This window comes from Nocardioides sp. (assembly GCF_030655615.1).
Taxonomy (GTDB): domain Bacteria; phylum Actinomycetota; class Actinomycetes; order Propionibacteriales; family Nocardioidaceae; genus Nocardioides.
Window position 1 is genome coordinate 1 of sequence record NZ_JAURVJ010000174.1, and the last position, 16,635, is coordinate 16,635.

General features: G+C 72.3%; 12 protein-coding genes and 2 pseudogenes. 7 read left to right on the forward strand and 7 right to left on the reverse strand.

Annotation, left to right across the window (positions count from 1 at the left end):
- Window positions 1-546, forward strand: a pseudogene (locus tag Q7T52_RS14595) (4Fe-4S ferredoxin); the annotation flags it as partial.
- Between the two features lie 36 nt (window positions 547-582).
- Here Q7T52_RS14595 and Q7T52_RS14600 read toward each other — a convergent pair.
- Both Q7T52_RS14600 and Q7T52_RS20675 read right to left on the reverse strand, forming a co-directional pair.
- Window positions 583-1,728 carry a cell wall metabolism sensor histidine kinase WalK gene (locus tag Q7T52_RS14600; RefSeq protein ID WP_304803717.1) on the reverse strand — a complete coding sequence of 382 codons (1,146 nt, stop codon included), beginning with the start codon at window positions 1,726-1,728 and terminating at the stop codon, window positions 583-585.
- A gap of 28 nt (window positions 1,729-1,756) precedes the next feature.
- Window positions 1,757-2,092: pseudogene (locus Q7T52_RS20675) on the reverse strand (PAS domain S-box protein); the annotation flags it as partial.
- 197 nt (window positions 2,093-2,289) lie between these two features.
- On the opposite strand from Q7T52_RS20675, the gene Q7T52_RS14605 reads away from it, so the two are divergent.
- Together Q7T52_RS14605 and Q7T52_RS14610 are read left to right on the forward strand one after the other, a co-directional pair.
- Window positions 2,290-3,327, forward strand: coding sequence for a zinc-binding dehydrogenase (locus Q7T52_RS14605; protein WP_304803719.1), 1,038 nt, complete (start codon window positions 2,290-2,292; stop codon window positions 3,325-3,327).
- A 97-nt stretch (window positions 3,328-3,424) separates the two neighbouring features.
- Window positions 3,425-4,456: a DUF563 domain-containing protein gene (locus Q7T52_RS14610; protein WP_304803721.1), complete on the forward strand. Its 1,032-nt coding sequence runs from the start codon at window positions 3,425-3,427 to the stop codon at window positions 4,454-4,456.
- A gap of 144 nt (window positions 4,457-4,600) precedes the next feature.
- On the opposite strand, the gene Q7T52_RS14615 is transcribed toward Q7T52_RS14610, so the two are convergent.
- The 4 genes from Q7T52_RS14615 to Q7T52_RS14630 all read right to left on the reverse strand — a co-directional run bounded on the left by Q7T52_RS14615 (window position 4,601) and on the right by Q7T52_RS14630 (window position 7,244).
- Window positions 4,601-4,780 (reverse strand): hypothetical protein, encoded by a 180-nt coding sequence (locus tag Q7T52_RS14615; protein WP_304803723.1) that lies wholly within the window; start codon window positions 4,778-4,780, stop codon window positions 4,601-4,603.
- A gap of 94 nt (window positions 4,781-4,874) precedes the next feature.
- The gene (locus tag Q7T52_RS14620; RefSeq protein ID WP_304803725.1) at window positions 4,875-5,333 is read right to left on the reverse strand and encodes a hypothetical protein; all 459 of its coding nucleotides are present in this window, start codon (window positions 5,331-5,333) and stop codon (window positions 4,875-4,877) included.
- Between the two features lie 131 nt (window positions 5,334-5,464).
- On the reverse strand, window positions 5,465-6,154 hold the full coding sequence (locus tag Q7T52_RS14625; RefSeq protein WP_304803727.1) for a hypothetical protein: 690 nt from the start codon (window positions 6,152-6,154) through the stop codon (window positions 5,465-5,467).
- 109 nt (window positions 6,155-6,263) lie between these two features.
- On the reverse strand, window positions 6,264-7,244 hold the full coding sequence (locus tag Q7T52_RS14630; protein ID WP_304803729.1) for a LacI family DNA-binding transcriptional regulator: 981 nt from the start codon (window positions 7,242-7,244) through the stop codon (window positions 6,264-6,266).
- 479 nt (window positions 7,245-7,723) lie between these two features.
- On the opposite strand from Q7T52_RS14630, the gene Q7T52_RS14635 reads away from it, so the two are divergent.
- From Q7T52_RS14635 to Q7T52_RS14650, 4 genes are all read left to right on the forward strand, one after another.
- Window positions 7,724-12,076: a family 78 glycoside hydrolase catalytic domain gene (locus tag Q7T52_RS14635; RefSeq protein WP_304803731.1), complete on the forward strand. Its 4,353-nt coding sequence runs from the start codon at window positions 7,724-7,726 to the stop codon at window positions 12,074-12,076.
- Between the two features lie 165 nt (window positions 12,077-12,241).
- Window positions 12,242-13,450, forward strand: a complete 1,209-nt coding sequence (locus Q7T52_RS14640) for an acyl-CoA dehydrogenase family protein (protein ID WP_304803733.1) — start codon at window positions 12,242-12,244, stop codon at window positions 13,448-13,450.
- A complete protein-coding gene (locus tag Q7T52_RS14645; RefSeq protein WP_304803734.1) occupies window positions 13,447-14,505 on the forward strand; it encodes an acyl-CoA dehydrogenase in 1,059 nt (352 codons plus the stop codon). Before Q7T52_RS14640 ends, Q7T52_RS14645 begins: the two co-directional genes overlap by 4 nt.
- Window positions 14,502-16,013: a class I adenylate-forming enzyme family protein gene (locus Q7T52_RS14650; RefSeq protein ID WP_304803736.1), complete on the forward strand. Its 1,512-nt coding sequence runs from the start codon at window positions 14,502-14,504 to the stop codon at window positions 16,011-16,013. Before Q7T52_RS14645 ends, Q7T52_RS14650 begins: the two co-directional genes overlap by 4 nt.
- Here the strand turns inward: Q7T52_RS14650 and Q7T52_RS14655 are convergent.
- Window positions 16,014-16,635: TetR/AcrR family transcriptional regulator (locus Q7T52_RS14655; protein ID WP_304803738.1), on the reverse strand; the 622-nt coding region annotated here is incomplete at its 5' end.

Below are 16,635 nucleotides of genomic sequence, written 5' to 3' on the forward strand. Positions count from 1 at the left end.
GCGGCCGCTGCGGGCGGCCGCCGCCGTCTGGTGCTGCGCTTCCACTCCGTCGTCGACCGGATCGAGGGCGACCGCCGGGTCGAGGCCGTACGTCTCGCCGACACCCGGATCCCGACCGGGCTCGTGCTCCGTTCGGTCGGCTACCGCAGCGAGCCGGTGGCCGGTCTGCCGTTCGACGAGACCACCCACACCGTGCCCCACGACACCGGACGGGTGCTCGACCCCGCCACCGGGCAGCCCCTCGCGGCGACGTACGTCGTGGGGTGGATCAAGCGCGGTCCCCGTGGCGGCATCGGCTCCAACCGCGCCGACGCCGCCGAGACCGTCGGGGCCCTGGTCGACGACGCCAACACGCGCCGGATCAGCGCCGGCCGCGGCTCCGACCGCGCGTTCCGCCGACTGGTGCGAGCCCGTCGGCCCGAGGCCCTCGGTCGCCGCGACTACGAGCGGATCGATCGGCTCGAGCAGTCCCGCGGGCGCGCCCTCGGTCGACCCCGGGTCAAGCTGGCGACGGTCGACGAGCTCGTGACGGCCGCTCGACGCTGACGGCCGACCGTCGCCCTCGCGCCCCGGTCGCTGCTGTCAGGCCGGGCGGGCTGCGGCGGTCTCGTGGTGGGAGGCGGGGAGCTGCAGGCGCACGGTGGTGCCGCGGCCGCGTTGGCTGTCGACGTGGGTGTCGCCGCCGTGGGCGTGCACGATCGCCCGGACGATCCCGAGACCGAGTCCGAGGCCACTGGCCTGTCGCGCCACCGCGTCGCTGGTCCTGTAGAACGGCGTGAAGATGCGCGTCAGGTCCTCGGCGGCGATCCCGATGCCCGTGTCGGAGACGACGAAGGACGCCATCTCGTTGGCCTCGGTGCGACAGCCGACCGTGACGCGTCCTCCCGCGTCGGTGTACTTGATCGCGTTGGCGATCAGGTTGTCCAGCACCTGCCGAGTTCGCTCCGCATCGACGAAACAGGTCACCTTCGACCCGGTGTCGGTGCCGCTGCCGGCGGCGGTCGTGAGCAGCACATCCGCCTGGGTCGCGGCCAGCGAGGCGGAGTCGACCGCCTCGAGCGCCAGGACCGCGAGGTCGGTCTCGGTGCGATCCAGGACGATGCCCTCGGACTGCAGCTGGGTCTGCAGGAGGAGGTCGGAGACGAGCCGTTCGAGACGCGCGGCGTTGCGCTCGATCACCTTGAGCGAGCTCGCCCAGGCCTCCGGGACCGGTCCCTCGAGGTCGTGGAGCAGCTCCAGGTGGCCCAGGATCGGCGTCAGGGGCGTGCGAAGCTCGTGCGAGACGGACGCCAGGAAGGTCTGCTGGACCTGCAGGGCGAGCAGCAGGACGGTGATGTCGACGTAGGCCAGCGCTGCCCCCACGAACACGCCCTGGTCGTCGCGGACGGACCGCGCCGACACCGCCAGGGCCCGCCGGGTGAGCGGGTCGTCGCCCACCCAGATCCGGTAGTCGTCGAACTCCTCGCCGCGGACCGCACGGCTCGAGGGGATCTCGGAACGTCTGAGTGCCATGACCCCGTCTGCGCTGTAGACCAGCCCGACCTGGCCGGCCTGGTCGCGGTGTCCCTCGGGATAGGCGAGGGCCAGGAAGTCGTGGTGGCGTCGATTCATCCTCTCGTAGGCACCCGCGCCGTCGATCAGCACCAGTCCGACGTCGACGCTCTCCAGGAGGGCGTCGCCCATCAGCCGCTCGCGCTCGATGTCCTTGACGACACGAGCCAGCTCCACGCGGTCCCGGTGCTGAGCAGTGATGCGCGACGAGGAACTGGGGACGGTCCTCACCGTCGCGAACGAGCACGACGGACTGGTCGACCCACACCGTCGCGCCGTCGGCGTGGACGTACCTGGTCTCGAGGCGATAGCTCTCGATGGCGCCGGCCGCCGCTTGCTGGAAGTGGCGAAGGTGCGTCTGCTGGTCCTCCGGACGTACGGACTGGTTGACGTGGGTGGACGTCAGCTCCGCCTCGGTGCGACCCAGCATGGAGCAGAAGGCGTCGTTGGCGAGGACGACCTGACCGTCCGTCCCGACGACCGTCATCCCCAGAGGCGAGTGACCCATCGCCGTCCGCCAGATCTCGTCTGCTGTCGGCATCTCGTGCCTCACTGTCTGCCAGCCGCCTGTAGGGGGGAATGAGGCGGTGACACTGAAGGGTAAGCCCGATCGCGGGCGTCGCCGGCGAAACGGGCGTGCGTCTTTCTGCGGCCCCGGCGTGGTGGCCGACCACTGCCGGTGTCGGACCACGACGTAGGTGGGGTGACGACCTGCCGCCGGGTTGCGAGGATGTGGGGATGCGCGCAGTCGTGTTCGACGCGGTCCGGTCTCGCCCCGAGGTCCGGGACGTGCCGCGGCCCTCGGCCCCCGCGGGAGGCGTGGTCGTCCGGGTCGTCGCCACGGGCATGTGCCGCAGCGACTGGCACGCGTGGGCCGGGCACGACGAGATCGCGTTCCCGCACGTGCCCGGTCACGAGCTCGCGGGCGAGGTCGTGGAGGTCGCTGCGGACGTCGTCCGATGGACGATCGGGGACCGGGTCACCGTCCCGTTCGTCTGCGGCTGTGGGCGCTGCGGGTGGTGCCGGAGCGGGAACGCCCAGGTCTGTCCCGACCAGGAGCAGCCCGGGTTCACCCACTGGGGCTCCTTCGCCGAGTACGTCGCGCTGCACGCCGCGGACACCAACCTGGTCGCCGTCCCTGACCAGGTCACCTTCGCGACGGCGGCCAGCCTCGGGTGCCGGTTCGCCACGGCGTACCGAGCGCTCGTCGGACGCGCGCGGATCACCGAGGGCGAGTGGGTCACGGTGATCGGCGCCGGCGGCGTCGGTCTCAGCGCGGTGATGATCGCCCGCGCGCACGGAGCCCACGTCGTCGTGGTCGATCGCAACCGGGAGGCACTCGCCCTGGCCGTCGAGCTCGGTGCCGAGCACACCGTCCTGGCCGACGGGACGGACATCCCCACGGCCGTCCGGGACCTGGTCGCGGGTGGCAGCGACGTCGCGGTCGACGCCGTCGGCAGCGAGGAGACCTGCGCGGACGCCGTCCTGAGCCTGCGGCGTCGGGGCCGCCTCGTGCAGGTCGGGCTGCTCCCGCCGGTCGGCGGGCACCCCAGGGTGCCCATGGAGCGGGTGATCGCGTGGGAGCTCGACGTCCTGGGCAGCCACGGGATGGCCGCGGCCGACTACCCGGGCATGCTCGCGCTGATCGTGGCGGGATCGCTGCAGCCGCACCGGCTGGTCGAGCGCACCATCGGGCTGGAGGACGCCGCAGCGCTCCTCCCGGGGTTCGACCAGGCTCCGGTCGCCGGCATCACCGTGATCGACCCCTCCGCCTGAGCGGTGGGCGTGTCGCGCCGGGGTCGCGCCGGGGTCCCTCCGGGGGGTCGCTCCGCTCGACTGTCAACGTTCTGCGCCCCCGCTCCGTTGTGTGGTCGTGTGGACCCCGGCTCAGCCCAACCAAGCGCCCACGGGTGACCCGATCGAGCTGGTCACGGTCGACGACGCCGTGGTGACCCCCTTCGAACAAGGTGCGCTGCGGACCGAGCTGACCGGTCCGCAGGGCTGGATCCGAGGCGCCGTCCACGACAGCGATGGGATCCTGGTCCGCGCCTCGCAGCGACGGTGGCAGGGCGGCCAGAGCAACCGGGTGGCTGCCGACCCGGACCAGATCGCGATCCCCGACGGCGCTCGGCGCCTGGAGGGGACCTGGCTCTACGTCGGCCACTGGGCCATCCACTTCGGCCACCTGCTCGTCGAGCACCTCGCGAACTACTGGCCCGACCCCTCCTCCTGTCCGCTCGTCCGCCCGCTGGCGGGGATCCTGGCGCACCGTCCCCCGCACGGGCCCATCCGTCATCCACGACGCCGCCTCGAGACGCCGGAGCTGACGTCGTGGCAGAGCGACCTCATCCGGCTCGCGGGCTACGACCCCGGCGCTCTCCGGATCGTCCACGGTCGCGCCCTGCGGGTCGAACGGCTCGTCGTGCCGTCGAGACCGGTGCTCCTGAAGAAGTGGGCACAACCCGAGGCCGTGCGCGTCTGGGAGCGGATCTCCCGGGGCGTCGGCACCCGCGGCCCGGACCGACGCGTCTACCTGTCGCGCACGCGCTTCCACTCCGAGGTCAGACCCGACCGCGCCCGCATCTCTCGCGACGAGAGCGCCGGTCTCGACGCCACGTTCGCCGCGGCCGGCTTCGCCGTCGTCCACCCCGAGACCCTGACCATCGCCGAGCAGGTCGCCGCGGTCCGCGGCGCCGACGTCATCGCCGGACTGTCGGGCTCGGCCATGCACCTCTCGGCGCTCGCGGCACCCGGCTCGCGCATCCTCACCCTCGGCGACAACCGCGACCCGACCCGGCTGACCAAGGAACAGGCGATGATCGATGCGGCCTGCGGTCATCTCACCGCCTTCGTGCCCTACAGCGACCACGGAGCGCTGGACCGACTCCTGGCATCGCTGGACTGAGCCGCTCCGGCGCGGCGCTCCTGGCCGCGAACCCGTCACACGGTGGGTCACTCCCGACTTCAGACGGCCTCGGAACGCGCCGCACCCTGGGTCAGCTTCTCGACAGCACCTGCCACCGCGTCCCGACCCGGGTCCGCGCCTGCGTCAGGAGAGCTTGGTCGGGACGAGCGCCCGGTCGACCACCGACCGCTCGTAGTAGTTCTTGGCCTCACCGGAGGGGGGGTCCTCGACGACAGTGACCAGGTAGCCGGTTCCGGCGTCGCCCAGGTCGACCGTGACGTCGTAGATCCAGCCCTCGCTGCGGGGAGCAAGGTATTCATGCACGGTGCGATGCACCGTGGCCGTGAATGGTCGTGGACTCAGACCGGGCGCACGAGGCGGTCCCGTCGTGTCGTTGCTCGCATCCGGTGGGAGGTACCTAGGTCGTCGGCAGGCGCGTGTAGACGAGGTCGAAGTCCTTGTCCCAGGTGCGGTGGTCCTCGGCCATGAACCACGCGCCGTCGATCCGGCCCTCGCCCACGGTCCCGACGTAACGCTGCGAGAAGTCCAGCGGCGAGAAGTCCGCCCGGGTGCGCTCGAGCGTCAGCTCACCGTCCTCGAGCCGCAGCTCGTAGACGCGCACCACGGTCCGGTCGTCGAAGTAGTGCTGCAGGAAGGTCCCGCGCTCCTCGTCCCACCCGATGACCGCGAGACCGTTCGGCGGGCCCTCGATCGGGATCGACCAGCGCTGGAGCAGCAGGCCGCTGTCGCCCAGCCACTCCCAGGTCGTGCGCGCGCCGACGTCGGGCAGCGGGTCGGGTCGCTCGTCACCCGGCATCACGATCGCGACGCTCCACTCGCCGACGAGGGGCGCCAGGGTCAGTCGTGGGTCAGTCATGGTGTTCAAGACCCGGCCGAGGCAGCGGAGTCATCGGGGCCGCGGGCCGCGCACGAGAACAGCCCCCGACCTGCTGGAGCAGGTCGGGGGCTGTCGGCGTTGCTGCTGCCGTCGTTCTCGGGCGGGGTGCGTCAGGCGGTCTTGACCTTGATGGTCGCGACGCCGACCTTGACGTCGCCACTCAGGTCCTGGATGCCGAACGTGTCGTTGAGCAGCGTCGCGGCGCCCTCGGTGAGGAACACGCCGGAGCCCTGCAGGGTGACCTCGTTGCCGCCGCCGGCCAGGTCAGGCTCCTGCAGCGTGGTGCCGTCGAGGCGGAAGATCGGGATGTCGGTCGCGGCGACCGCGTCGTCGACGGCGACGTCGCCGTAGACCAGCGAGGCGACCGGGTCGACGTTGAAGTTGCCGACCGTCACCGTGGTGCCGCCGGCCTCGAGGTTGAGGCCCGAGCCCTCGTGCTGGACCTGGCCGACGACGTAGTCGGGGGTCGTGCCGGGCTTGAACAGGCCGACGTTGCCGCCGGTGATCGGGAAGGTGATCGTGTCGCCGTCGAGCGTGGCGTCCTCGAACGGCGAGGGCGTGACCTTGAGCGTGGTGAGCGCCTCCAGGAAGCCCGGGTCGAGCTTGACCGACGTGTCGCCACCGTTCTGGCTCAGGTCGGTGATCTGGGCCAGGTAGTCGATGCGGCCGCTCGACTCGCTGCTCGAGCTCGAGTCGTTCGAGCTCGAGTCGCTGTCGTCGCTGCCGCAGGCCGCGAGCGGCCCCGCCAGGAGTGCGAGACCGGCCAGGCCCGCCAGGACCTTCTTGCTGGGCTTGATCATGGTCATCAGGGTGTGCTCCTCTAAGTCCGGTTGTCCGGGTCGTTGGTTGCTGGTGGTGGTTCGGCACCGGCCCGACAACGGTTCTCACCCGTGGGGGTGGAGGCCCGGATCAGCTGCTCGAGCGCACGACCAGGCTCGGCTCCAACAGCACCTGCTGGTGCTGGTGCGAGGCGCGTTCGCGCATCTCCTCGAGCAGCAGCCGCACGGCCGTCCGCCCGATCTCGTGACCGGGCTGCGCGACGGTCGTCAGCGGGACCGGGCTCTCCCAGGACGCCTGGTTGTTGTCGTAGCCGACCACGCTGAGGTCGTCGGGGACGGACAGGCCGGGTCGCCCCGCCAAGGCCTGCACCACGCCCAACCCGAGGAGGTCAGCGGCGGCCACGACCCCGTCGGGCCGGTCCGCCGGACGGGTCTGGGCCAACCGGTCGCCGACCTCGCGCCCGTGCCGAGGGCGCAGCCCCTCGGTGGCGACGGTGGAGAGGCGTACGCCGCCGTTGGTCTCGGCCACGGCCCGCTGGGCCCCGCGGTGGCGGGCGGCCACCGGGTGCAGGGTGAACGGGCCCCCGGCGAAGACCAGGTCGCGTCGTCCCCGCTCGATCAGGTGTCTCGTGGCCTTGTAGCCGCCGAGCTCGTCGTCCGGTGCGACGCCGCAACGGTCGCCGACCGGCTGCGCGTTGAGCAGCACGATGTCCCGGGTCCAGGAGCGCGAGCGCCAGACGTCGTCGGCGATGGTGGGGCGCGGCACGAGCAGGATGCCGGCGAAGCGCTCCTCGTCGAGGAGCTGCAGGTAGGTCAGCTCCCGGTCGGCCGACATCGCGGAGTCGGCGAGCAGCACGGTCATCCCGGCGTCCTGGGCCGCCTCCTGGGCCCCGCGTGCCATGTCGACGAAGTAGGAGTTCGTCAGGTCGACCACGATGAACCCGATGAGGGTGCTCGCACCTCCGGCGAGCGCTCGGGCGCGGCGGTCCGGCGCGAACCCGAGCTCGTCGATCGCCGCCTGGACCCGGGCGCGGGTGTGGGGCGTGACGCGGTGCGGATGGTTGAGGACGTGCGACACGGTGCCGGGCGACACGCCGGCCAGCCGGGCCACGTCCGCCATCCGAGGCGGCCGGCCGGCCGGCTCTAACGCCACCGGGTGCCTGTCACCGTCACGGGCCCGAGCGTACGACCCACCTTGACGGTGTGACGCACGTCGCTTATCTTGAAGCGCATCAAATGAATCCTTTCAGGATTCCGTCGCGACGACTCCCGCTGGGCGTCGCGACGGGTCGACGCCCCGGTCGTGCTGGGCGCACCGGCCGGTGTCTCGATCCCGCGCTGAGCCCCCGAGCGCGCTGTCATGTTCCGTCGATCGGTTGGCGAAACCGGTCATGACCGGATCCGGCCAACCGCTGGACACGTGACGACCGTCACCCCATGCTGTGAAGCGTTTCACCGAAACCTCACAGATTGGACCGGAGCGTGCTCACACCCACACTGGCCACCCGACCGCGAAGGGGGGTCCGGCTGCGCTGGCCGGCTGCCTTCGTGGTCCTGGCCACCGCATCCGCGGCAGCCACCGCGTTCCCGATGACGACCGCCGACGCCGTGGCCCCCAACGCCTCGGTCAACCACCTCAAGGTCAACGCCGACCCCGAGGCTCTCGGCATCGACGACGCCACGCCGACCCTGTCGTGGCGCATCGAGAGCGACGAGCGCGGCGTCTCGCAGGCCAAGTACCGCATCGCCGTCGCCAGCACCGAGGCCAAGGCCGAGGCCGGCCAGGCCGACGTCTGGGACACCGGCGTCGTCGCCTCCGACTCGACCGCGGTCGACTACGCCGGCCCCGCCCTCGACCCCCGCACCCGCTACTACTGGAGCGTCATGTCGTGGACGCCCGACGCGACCACCTGGTCCGAGGCCGGCTACTTCGAGACCGCGCTGCTCGACCCCGACCAGTGGCAGGGTGACTGGATCAGCGGCCAGAGCCGCCCCACCCTGCCGGTCACGGCCGCCGACGGTGTCGCCGACGACGCCGGGCTCCTGCCGAGCAGCAACCTCACCCGCGCCGCCGAGGCGGGCGCGACCAACATCAAGGTCATCAACGTCGCCGGGGCCACCGTCGGGTCCCAGGTCGTCGTCGGTCTCGGCACCACCGGCCAGACCGTCACCCTCACCGAGGTCGGCACCGCGACCAGCACCACCACCCTGGCCGCTCCAGCGGCGGCCGGTGACACCCGGCTCTACGTCGCCGGGGTGACCGGCCTGAGCGTCGGCGGCACCCTCGTGGTCGGCCCGCAGACCCTCACGGTGACCGAGGTCGGGACGGCCGCCGGTGCCAACCGCACGCTGGCGGCCCCGGCCGCCGCCACCGACACCAACATCAAGGTCAACAACGCCGGCGGCTTCACCGTCGGCCAGAAGGTCCTGGTCGGCTCCGGTGCCGCGGCCGTCGTCCGCACCGTCACGGTCATCGGCACCGCGACGGCCACCGGCACGGGCATCGACCTCGACAGCCCGCTCGGTGCCCCCTTCGCGAGCGGCGCCTCCGCCCGCGGCCTCGGCACCGGCGTCGGCGTCACCGCGCTCACCACCGCGGCCGCCCAGGCCACCGTCGTCCTGAGCCCGGGCACCGGCCTCACGTTCACGCCCGCCCTCACCGCGGCGGTCCCCGCCGGCGGCTCGGTCCGCAACCCCGCCTCGACCGACGTCTGCCGCCAGGTCGGCAACTCGACCAACTCCGGGTCGTGCAAGCCGGTGCGCCCCAACTTCCTGCTCCGCAAGTCGTTCGACGTCGCGCCGGTCTCGCAGCACGGCGCCGTCACCAAGGCCCGGCTCTACTCGACCGGCCTCGGCTGGAGCGAGCCCCGGATCAACGGCGACCTGGCCCAGCCGGGTGACCACCTCAACCCGGGGTTCACCGACTACAAGGACTCCGTCCAGTACACGACCGACGACGTCACCGGCCTCATCAAGCAGTCGGCCACCGGCTCCACCGTGAACGTCGTGGCGTCCGAGCTCGCCGCCGGCCGCTACAACTCCGAGACCGTGCCGAGCAACCACCGCTTCGAGCTCGCCCAGTGGCGCAACCTCGAGACGCTGCGCGCCGACCTCTACCTCACCTACGCCGACGGCACCGAGCAGCTGGTCAAGTCCGACGACAGCTGGAAGGTCAGCACCGCCGGCCCGACCCGCTACGCCGACTTCGACGACGGCGAGGTCTACGACGCCCGCCAGCAGCTGACCGACTGGGCCGCCCCGACGTACGACGCCAGCAGCTGGTCCAACGCCAACGTCAACCCCGGCCCCGCCGGTGAGCTGGTCGCCCAGGTCCAGGAGCGCACGTCGGTCGTCGACGAGCTCGAGGGTCCCTTCACCGAGTGGAGCCCGTCCGCCGGCGTCCGCGCCTTCGACATCGGCCGGCAGATCACCGGCTGGGCCACCATCAAGGTCTGGGGCGCCAAGCCCGGCCAGATCATCCGCACCGCCTACGTCGAGCGGCGCAACGACGACCTGACCAAGGACGACCCGGCGATCCCGGGCACCGGCCAGGACGGCGACCTGCAGTTCGCCGGTCAGCTCCAGCAGGACTACTACGTCTCCGACGGCACCGGCACCGAGGCCGACCCCGAGGTGTTCGCGCCGAACTGGAACTTCGCCGGCTTCCAGTGGGTCCAGGTCGACGGCGGCGGATGGGGCGGCACCGCCGGCTTCTCCGCCCAGCCCGGCACCCCGATCCAGCTGCCCGACAGCGTCCACGTGGCCATCGACTCGGTCCAGCAGGTCCGCACAGACCAGCCCAAGGTCGGCACGTTCGAGACCGACGTCGACCTGCTCAACAAGATCTACGGCAACGTGGAGCGCGCCGTCGAGGGCGACTGGATCGCCGGCTACTCGATGGACACCCCGACCTACGAGAAGGACGGCTGGACGGGTGACGCCCAGATCATCCTGCCGACGGTCGCCAACATCTTCGACATCCAGCGCTCGATGCTGAAGTCGGCGCACGACTCGGTCGAGTCCCAGCTCGCCAACGGCCAGGTCGGGCTGCTCATCCCGGGCTCGGAGGGCTACGGCTACTGCTCGCCCTCCAGCCCGACCACGCCCAACGTCTACGTGCCGTGCGGCAACACCCCGTCGCTCAACGTCTTCAAGGCCAGCGGCGGCGGCGCCACCCCGATCTGGGACGCGTTCCTCATGGTCACCTCGTCGGAGGCCTACCTGCGCTACGCCGACACCGCACCGATGGCCACGGCGTTCGGCGCCATGACCAACTACCTGGACGACAACATCCAGGGCGGCAAGCCCTACTCACAGGGTCCGGGTGGCTGGTTCACCCTCGACGGCTCCGACGACTGGACCCTCAACTCGGGCCTGGGCGACTGGGCCTTCGTGACCGGTGCCGACGGCAACGCGGCCGAGGGCACCAACCTCAACGTCGGTGGCTTCCAGGCCGCCTCCTCGACGGCCTTCACCGCGTTCCTCGCGACGCAGACCGCCGAGATGGCCGACGTGCTCTACGATAAGACGGGCATCCCGGCCTACAAGGCCGAGGGGCAGAAGTACCGCCGTCTCTTCCAGAGCATCCGCACCGACTTCAACAAGCGGTGGTGGGACGCCGACCGCGGCTTCTACGCCGAGAACGCCACCCAGGAGCTCCGCCAGGGGTTCCAGGCCTGGGCCATCGGCTTCGGGCTCGTCGAGGAGCAGAACAAGCGCGACCTCGAGGAGAAGCTGGCCTACGACGTCGCCGTCACCCGGACCGGCCACGCCATGATCGGCTTCGTCGGCATCCGGTGGATCTGGCCGGTCCTCTCGGAGGCGGCGCACGACGGCGTCCCCTACGCCAAGGAGGCGCTCTTCAAGGTCGCCCAGCAGACGACGTACCCGTCCTACGGCTACCACGTCAACCTCGGCTACACCGGCGTCGGCGAGTACTGGGAGGCGTCGACCCGCACCCGCAACCACCAGTTCCAGGGCTCCATCGGGCAGTGGTTCTACGAGGAGCTCGCCGGCATCAAGCCCGCCGCCCCGGGCTACAAGGAGATCCAGATCCGGCCGCTGGTCGGCGGTGAGTACGGCGTCCACGAGGTGACGGCGACCCACGAGTCGATCCACGGCATGATCGGGTCGAGCTGGGTCGACGGCGACGACGGGCTGACCCTCAAGGTGACGATCCCGGCCAACACCACGGCCAAGATCCACGTGCCGTCCGACGGCACGCAGGTCATCACCGAGTCGGGTTCCGGCACGAGCTACCTGGCCGCCAAGGCGCCCGGCGTCACCCTGGTCGGACCCGAGGACGACGCCGTCGTCTATGCGGTCGGCTCCGGCGACTACGTGTTCAAGGTGGGTCCGGCCGGCGAGCTCGCCGCGTCGACGGTGACGGCCCCGGCCGCCACCGGCACCTACGGCACCCCCACCCGCGTCACCGCCACCGTGACCGGGGAGGCGAGCCCGACCGGCACCGTCACCCTGGTCGACGGCGCGCGCACCGTCGCCTCGGGTGCGGTCGAGTCCGGGACGGCCACCCTCACCATCCCGGGCACGGCCCTCACCGCCGGGAGCCACCCGCTCCGGCTGCTCTACTCCGGCGACGACAGCGTCGCCGGGTCCGAGGGCACGCTGACCGTCCGGATCGCGAAGGCCACCTCGGCGCTCGCCACGACGGTCCAGCCGCAGCGGGTCACGACGCGGACCAAGGCGCTCGCCACGGTCCGGGTCACCGCCCGGGGGGTGACGCCGACCGGCGCCGTCCGCATCCTGCGCGGGACGAAGGTCATCGGTCGCGGCACCCTCAACAAGGCCGGCGCGGTGGCCATCCGGCTGCCGAGGCTCGCGGCCGGCAGGCGGACGCTCAAGGTCGTCTACGTCGGCTCGGCCAACGTCCGGGGCGTGACGCGCACGATCGTCATCCAGGTCAGGAGGCCTGCCGGGAGGTGACGTCGACCGGCCCGGGCCGCCACCCACAGGTGGTGGCCCGGGCCGCGGCGCGTCCGGGGCCAGGCGGGTTGCCAGTTACCTGCTTGAGTGCCGATAACTCTCGTGCCAGGGTGGGTCCCTGACGTGGCGCCGGTCACACCAGGACGCGAGGGAGCGGGACAGCCCATGGACTTCGAGGACACCCCGGACGAGGCGGCCTGGCGCAGCACGGTGCGCTCCTTCGTCGAGGAGCACCGCGCCGAGCTCGGTGACCGCCGCGGGCGGCGCACCGACGGCGACGACGTCGCGCGGGTGCGGCAGGCGCTGCTCTACGACGGAGGTCTGGTCGGGGTCACCTGGCCGGTCGAGGCCGGCGGGCAGGGCGGCACCCCGATGCAGCAGGCGATCATCGACCAGGAGCTGTCGCGGGCCGGCGTACCGGGGCTGATCAACCTGATCGGCATCGGCATGTGCGGCCCGACCGTCATCCACCACGGCAGCGACGCCCAGAAGGACCGCTACCTCAAGCGGCTGCTGCGCGCCGACGACCTCTGGTGCCAGCTCTTCAGCGAGCCGGCATCGGGCAGCGACCTCGCCGCCCTGCGCACCCGGGCGGTGCAGACCGAGGACGGCTCGTGGCGGATCTCGGGACAGAAGGTGTGGACGACGCTCGCCCACGTCGCCGACTTCGGCATCGTGCTCACGCGCACCGATCCCGACGTCGCCAAGCACCGCGGGCTGACGATGTTCGTCGTCCCGATGAAGGCCGAGGGCGTGACCGTCCGCCCGCTGCGCCAGATGAGCGGTGGCGCCGACTTCAACGAGGTCTTCTTCGACGACGTGGTCGTGCCCGACAGCGAGCGCCTCGGCGACGTCGGGGACGGGTGGCGGGTCGCGCTCACCACGCTGATGAGCGAGCGGCTCACGCTCGGCGGAGGCGGCACCGAGATCGGGATGAGCATCAGCTCGGTCGCCCAGCACGTCGCACGCCGCATCGGCGACCTCAGCAGCGACCGGCAGGCCCTCGCCCGCCAGGACTTCGGCCGCGCCTACGTCGACACGCTCGGCATCCGCTACACCGGCTACCGCCAGCTCTCGGCCATCAGCCGTGGCGCGTTCCCCGGCCCCGAGGCCTCCGCCGGCAAGCTGGCCGGCACCCGCGTGGCCCGCGACCTCGCCGACCTGTCGGTGCGGCTGCTCGGCGACGACGCGGCCTACGCCGAGAGCGCCGACGGCTCGACCGGCTGGCAGGACGCGCAGGCGGGCCTGCCCGGCATGGCCATCGCCGGCGGCACCAACGAGGTCCTGCGCAACGTCCTGGGCGAGCGGGTGCTCGGTCTGCCGCCGGAGCCCCGCGCCGACAAGGGCATCACCTTCAAGGAGAGCATCCGATGAACTTCGACCTCGACGACGAGCAGCGCGACCTCGCCTCCGCCGCCGGCGACTTCCTGCGCGGCGCCGCCTCCCCGGCCGACGCCCGGGCGGCGCTCGACGCCGACGACCCGGCCAACGCCGAGACCAGGCCGGGCCGCTCCGCCCTGGTCGACAGCGGCTTCGCCACCATCACCGTCCCCGAGGACCTCGGCGGCGGAGGCGGCTCGCTCCTCGACCTGGCCGTCGTGGCCGAGCAGGCCGGCCGGGTGCTCGCCGGACCGTCGTTCGTGGGCTACGCCCGGGCCGCGGTCCTGCTCGCCGGCGACGGCGACCGGCTCCGCGCGCTGGCCGAGGGCTCGGCGGCCTACGCCGTGGTCGACGACGACGGCCCCACGCTCGACGCCATCAGCGCCGACCGCTTCCTCTTCCTGCGGGGCGACGACCTCGTCTGCGGCGGCGGCGCCGTCACGACCCGGGCGCCGATGGACCCCACCCGCGGGCTCGCGCAGGTGGCCGTCGACGGGGGCGACGTCGTCGCCGGCGACGCCCGGCTGCGCTGGGACCACGCGCTGCGCGTCGGTCGGGTGGTGCTGGCGGCCGAGGGCCTCGGGACGGCCAGCCGGGCCCTCGAGATCGCCGTCGACTACGCCAAGGAGCGCCAGGCGTTCGGACGCGCGATCGGCTCCTACCAGGCCGTCAAGCACTCGCTCGTCGACGTCTACGTGCAGATCGAGAACCTCAGGTCCCTGGTCTGGTGGGCCGCCTGGGCCGCAGACCAGGCGCCCGACGAGCTGCCGATGGCGGCAGCGGCGGCCAAGGGTGCGGTCTCGACGACCCTGGAGGCCGCGGCCGAGACGCTGATCCAGGTGCACGGGGGGATCGGTTTCACCTGGGAGCACGACGCCCACCTCTTCTGGCGCCGGGCCAAGGTCGACCGCTTCCTCCTGGGTGACGACGTGGCGGCCTACGACGAGGTCGCGCGGCTCGCGCTGGCCGCCGCAGCGGCCTCCTCCGACGCTTCAGAGCCGTCTGCGCCGTCTGCGCCGTCCGCGCCGGCTGGGGCGGTGGCGCGATGAGCCACCACCTCGCCCTGCTCAACGAGCGCGCGATCGAGGCCCAGGGCGACTACGAGTCGCTGCTCTTCGAAGGTCGCTGGCACACCAGCGGCAGCCTCTTCGAGCGCGGCCGCCGGGTCGCCGGCGGCCTGCGCGAGCTGGGCGTCCAGCCCGGCGACCGGGTGGTCGTGCTGATGATGAACACCCCCGAGGTGTTCGTGACCTACCAGGCGGTGTGGCGCGCCGGCGCGGTGGTGACGCCGGTGATCTTCTTGCAGACCCCGCCCGAGCTGCGCCACATCCTCGAGGACTCCGGCGCCACCGTGGCCGTCGTGACCCCCGAGCTGCTGCCGCTCGTCCTGGGCTCGTCGGAAGGGCTCGCCATCAAGATCCTCGTGGTCGGTGACGAGGCCGAGCCCACGCCGGGGACGACGCCCTACGCCGAGCTCGAGACCGCCTCGCCGATCGAGGTCGAGCCGCGCGACGACGACGACCTGGCGGCCCTGCTCTACACCGGCGGCACCACCGGCCGGTCCAAGGGCGTCATGCTCAGCCACCGCGGGCTGTGGTCCAGCGGAGCCGGCATCCACTCGGTGGGCGAGTCCATGGGCACCACCCGGTCGCTGCTGCCGCTCCCGCTCTCGCACGCCTACGGGCTGATCGTCGCCGTGGGCGGCATGCACTCCTCGAAGCAGATGGTCTCGGTCATGCAGCGCTGGTTCGACGCGCCCGGGTGGCTGTCGCTGGTGCAGGAGCACCGCCTCGAGAGCAGCCCGATCGTGCCGTCGATGCTGGCGATGATCCTGGCCGAGCCGATCGAGGACTACGACCTCTCGTCGTTGGTGTCCTTCGGCTCGGGTGGGGCACCACTCCCCGACGCGCTGCGCACCGAGGTCACCGAGCGGATCGGCGCGGTGATCCTCGAGGGCTACGGCCTCACCGAGTCGAGCGCCGTCGTGTCGGCGTCGACGGCCGACAGCATCCGGCCCGGCAGCGTCGGCAAGCCGCTGCCGCACGCCGAGGTCGCGATCCTCTCGCCCGACGGCGAGCGGCTGCCGACGGGCGAGGACGGCGAGGTCTGCGTGCGGGGGCCCGGCGTGATGAAGGGCTACTGGAAGTCGCCCGAGCAGACCGCGGCCACCGTGGTCGACGGCTGGCTGCACACCGGCGACGTCGGCCACCTCGACAAGGACGGCTACCTCTACATCGTCGACCGCATCAAGGACCTCATCATCCGCGGCGGCTTCAACGTCTATCCCCGCGACGTCGAGGACGCCCTGATGACGCACCCGGCCGTCACCCTGGCCGCCGTCGTCGGCCGCCCCGACGCCGAGAAGGGCGAGGAGGTCGTCGCCGTCGTGTCGGTCGACCCGACGAGCGGTGTCGACGCCGAGGCGCTGATCGCCTACGCCAGGGAGCGGCTGGCCGGCCACAAGTACCCCCGCGAGATCATCGTGGTCGACTCCGTCCCGCTCACCAGCGTCGGCAAGACCGACCGCAAGGCGGTGCGCGCGTTGGTGCGCGGCTGACTAACCGGCTCCGCGGGCCTCGCTCGGGAGGCCGTGGAGCAGCTGGTCGCGCGCGGGCGCCCACATCCGGCGGACGGCGCGCTCGCTGGCGACCGAGCGCAGCATCCGCAGGCCGCGGATGGTCGAGATGCTGGTGGTCATGACGGTGGGGAACTCCGGTCGCCCGACGAGCTCGGGCGCGACCTGCCGGGCCGCGTCAGCGAGCGTCGCCATGACGGCCGCGTCGAACTGGACCAGCGAGCGATGGAGCTCGGGGTCGGTGCGCGCCGCCACGAAGAGCTCGAGCAGCGCCTGCGACACCGGACCGGAGTAGATCTCCCACAGCCGGTCGAGCAGCGCGGCGTACTGCCGCTCGGGGCCGTCGGCGACACCGAGCGGCTGCGCGACGAGCTCCGCCACGAGCCGGTCGGTGAGGTGGCTCAGGGCCTGCACCACGAGGTCGGCCTTGGTGGCGAAGTAGTGCGCCTGCGCTCCCCGGGTGACGCCGGCGCGCTCGCACACCATCGAGGTGGTCAGCCCGGAGTAGCCGTGGTCGACGAGGACGTCGATCGTCGCGTCGAGGAGGGCGCCGCGGGTGGTCGCGCGTCGCTCGGCCTGCGTACGCCGGGCCCGCGGCGGCGAC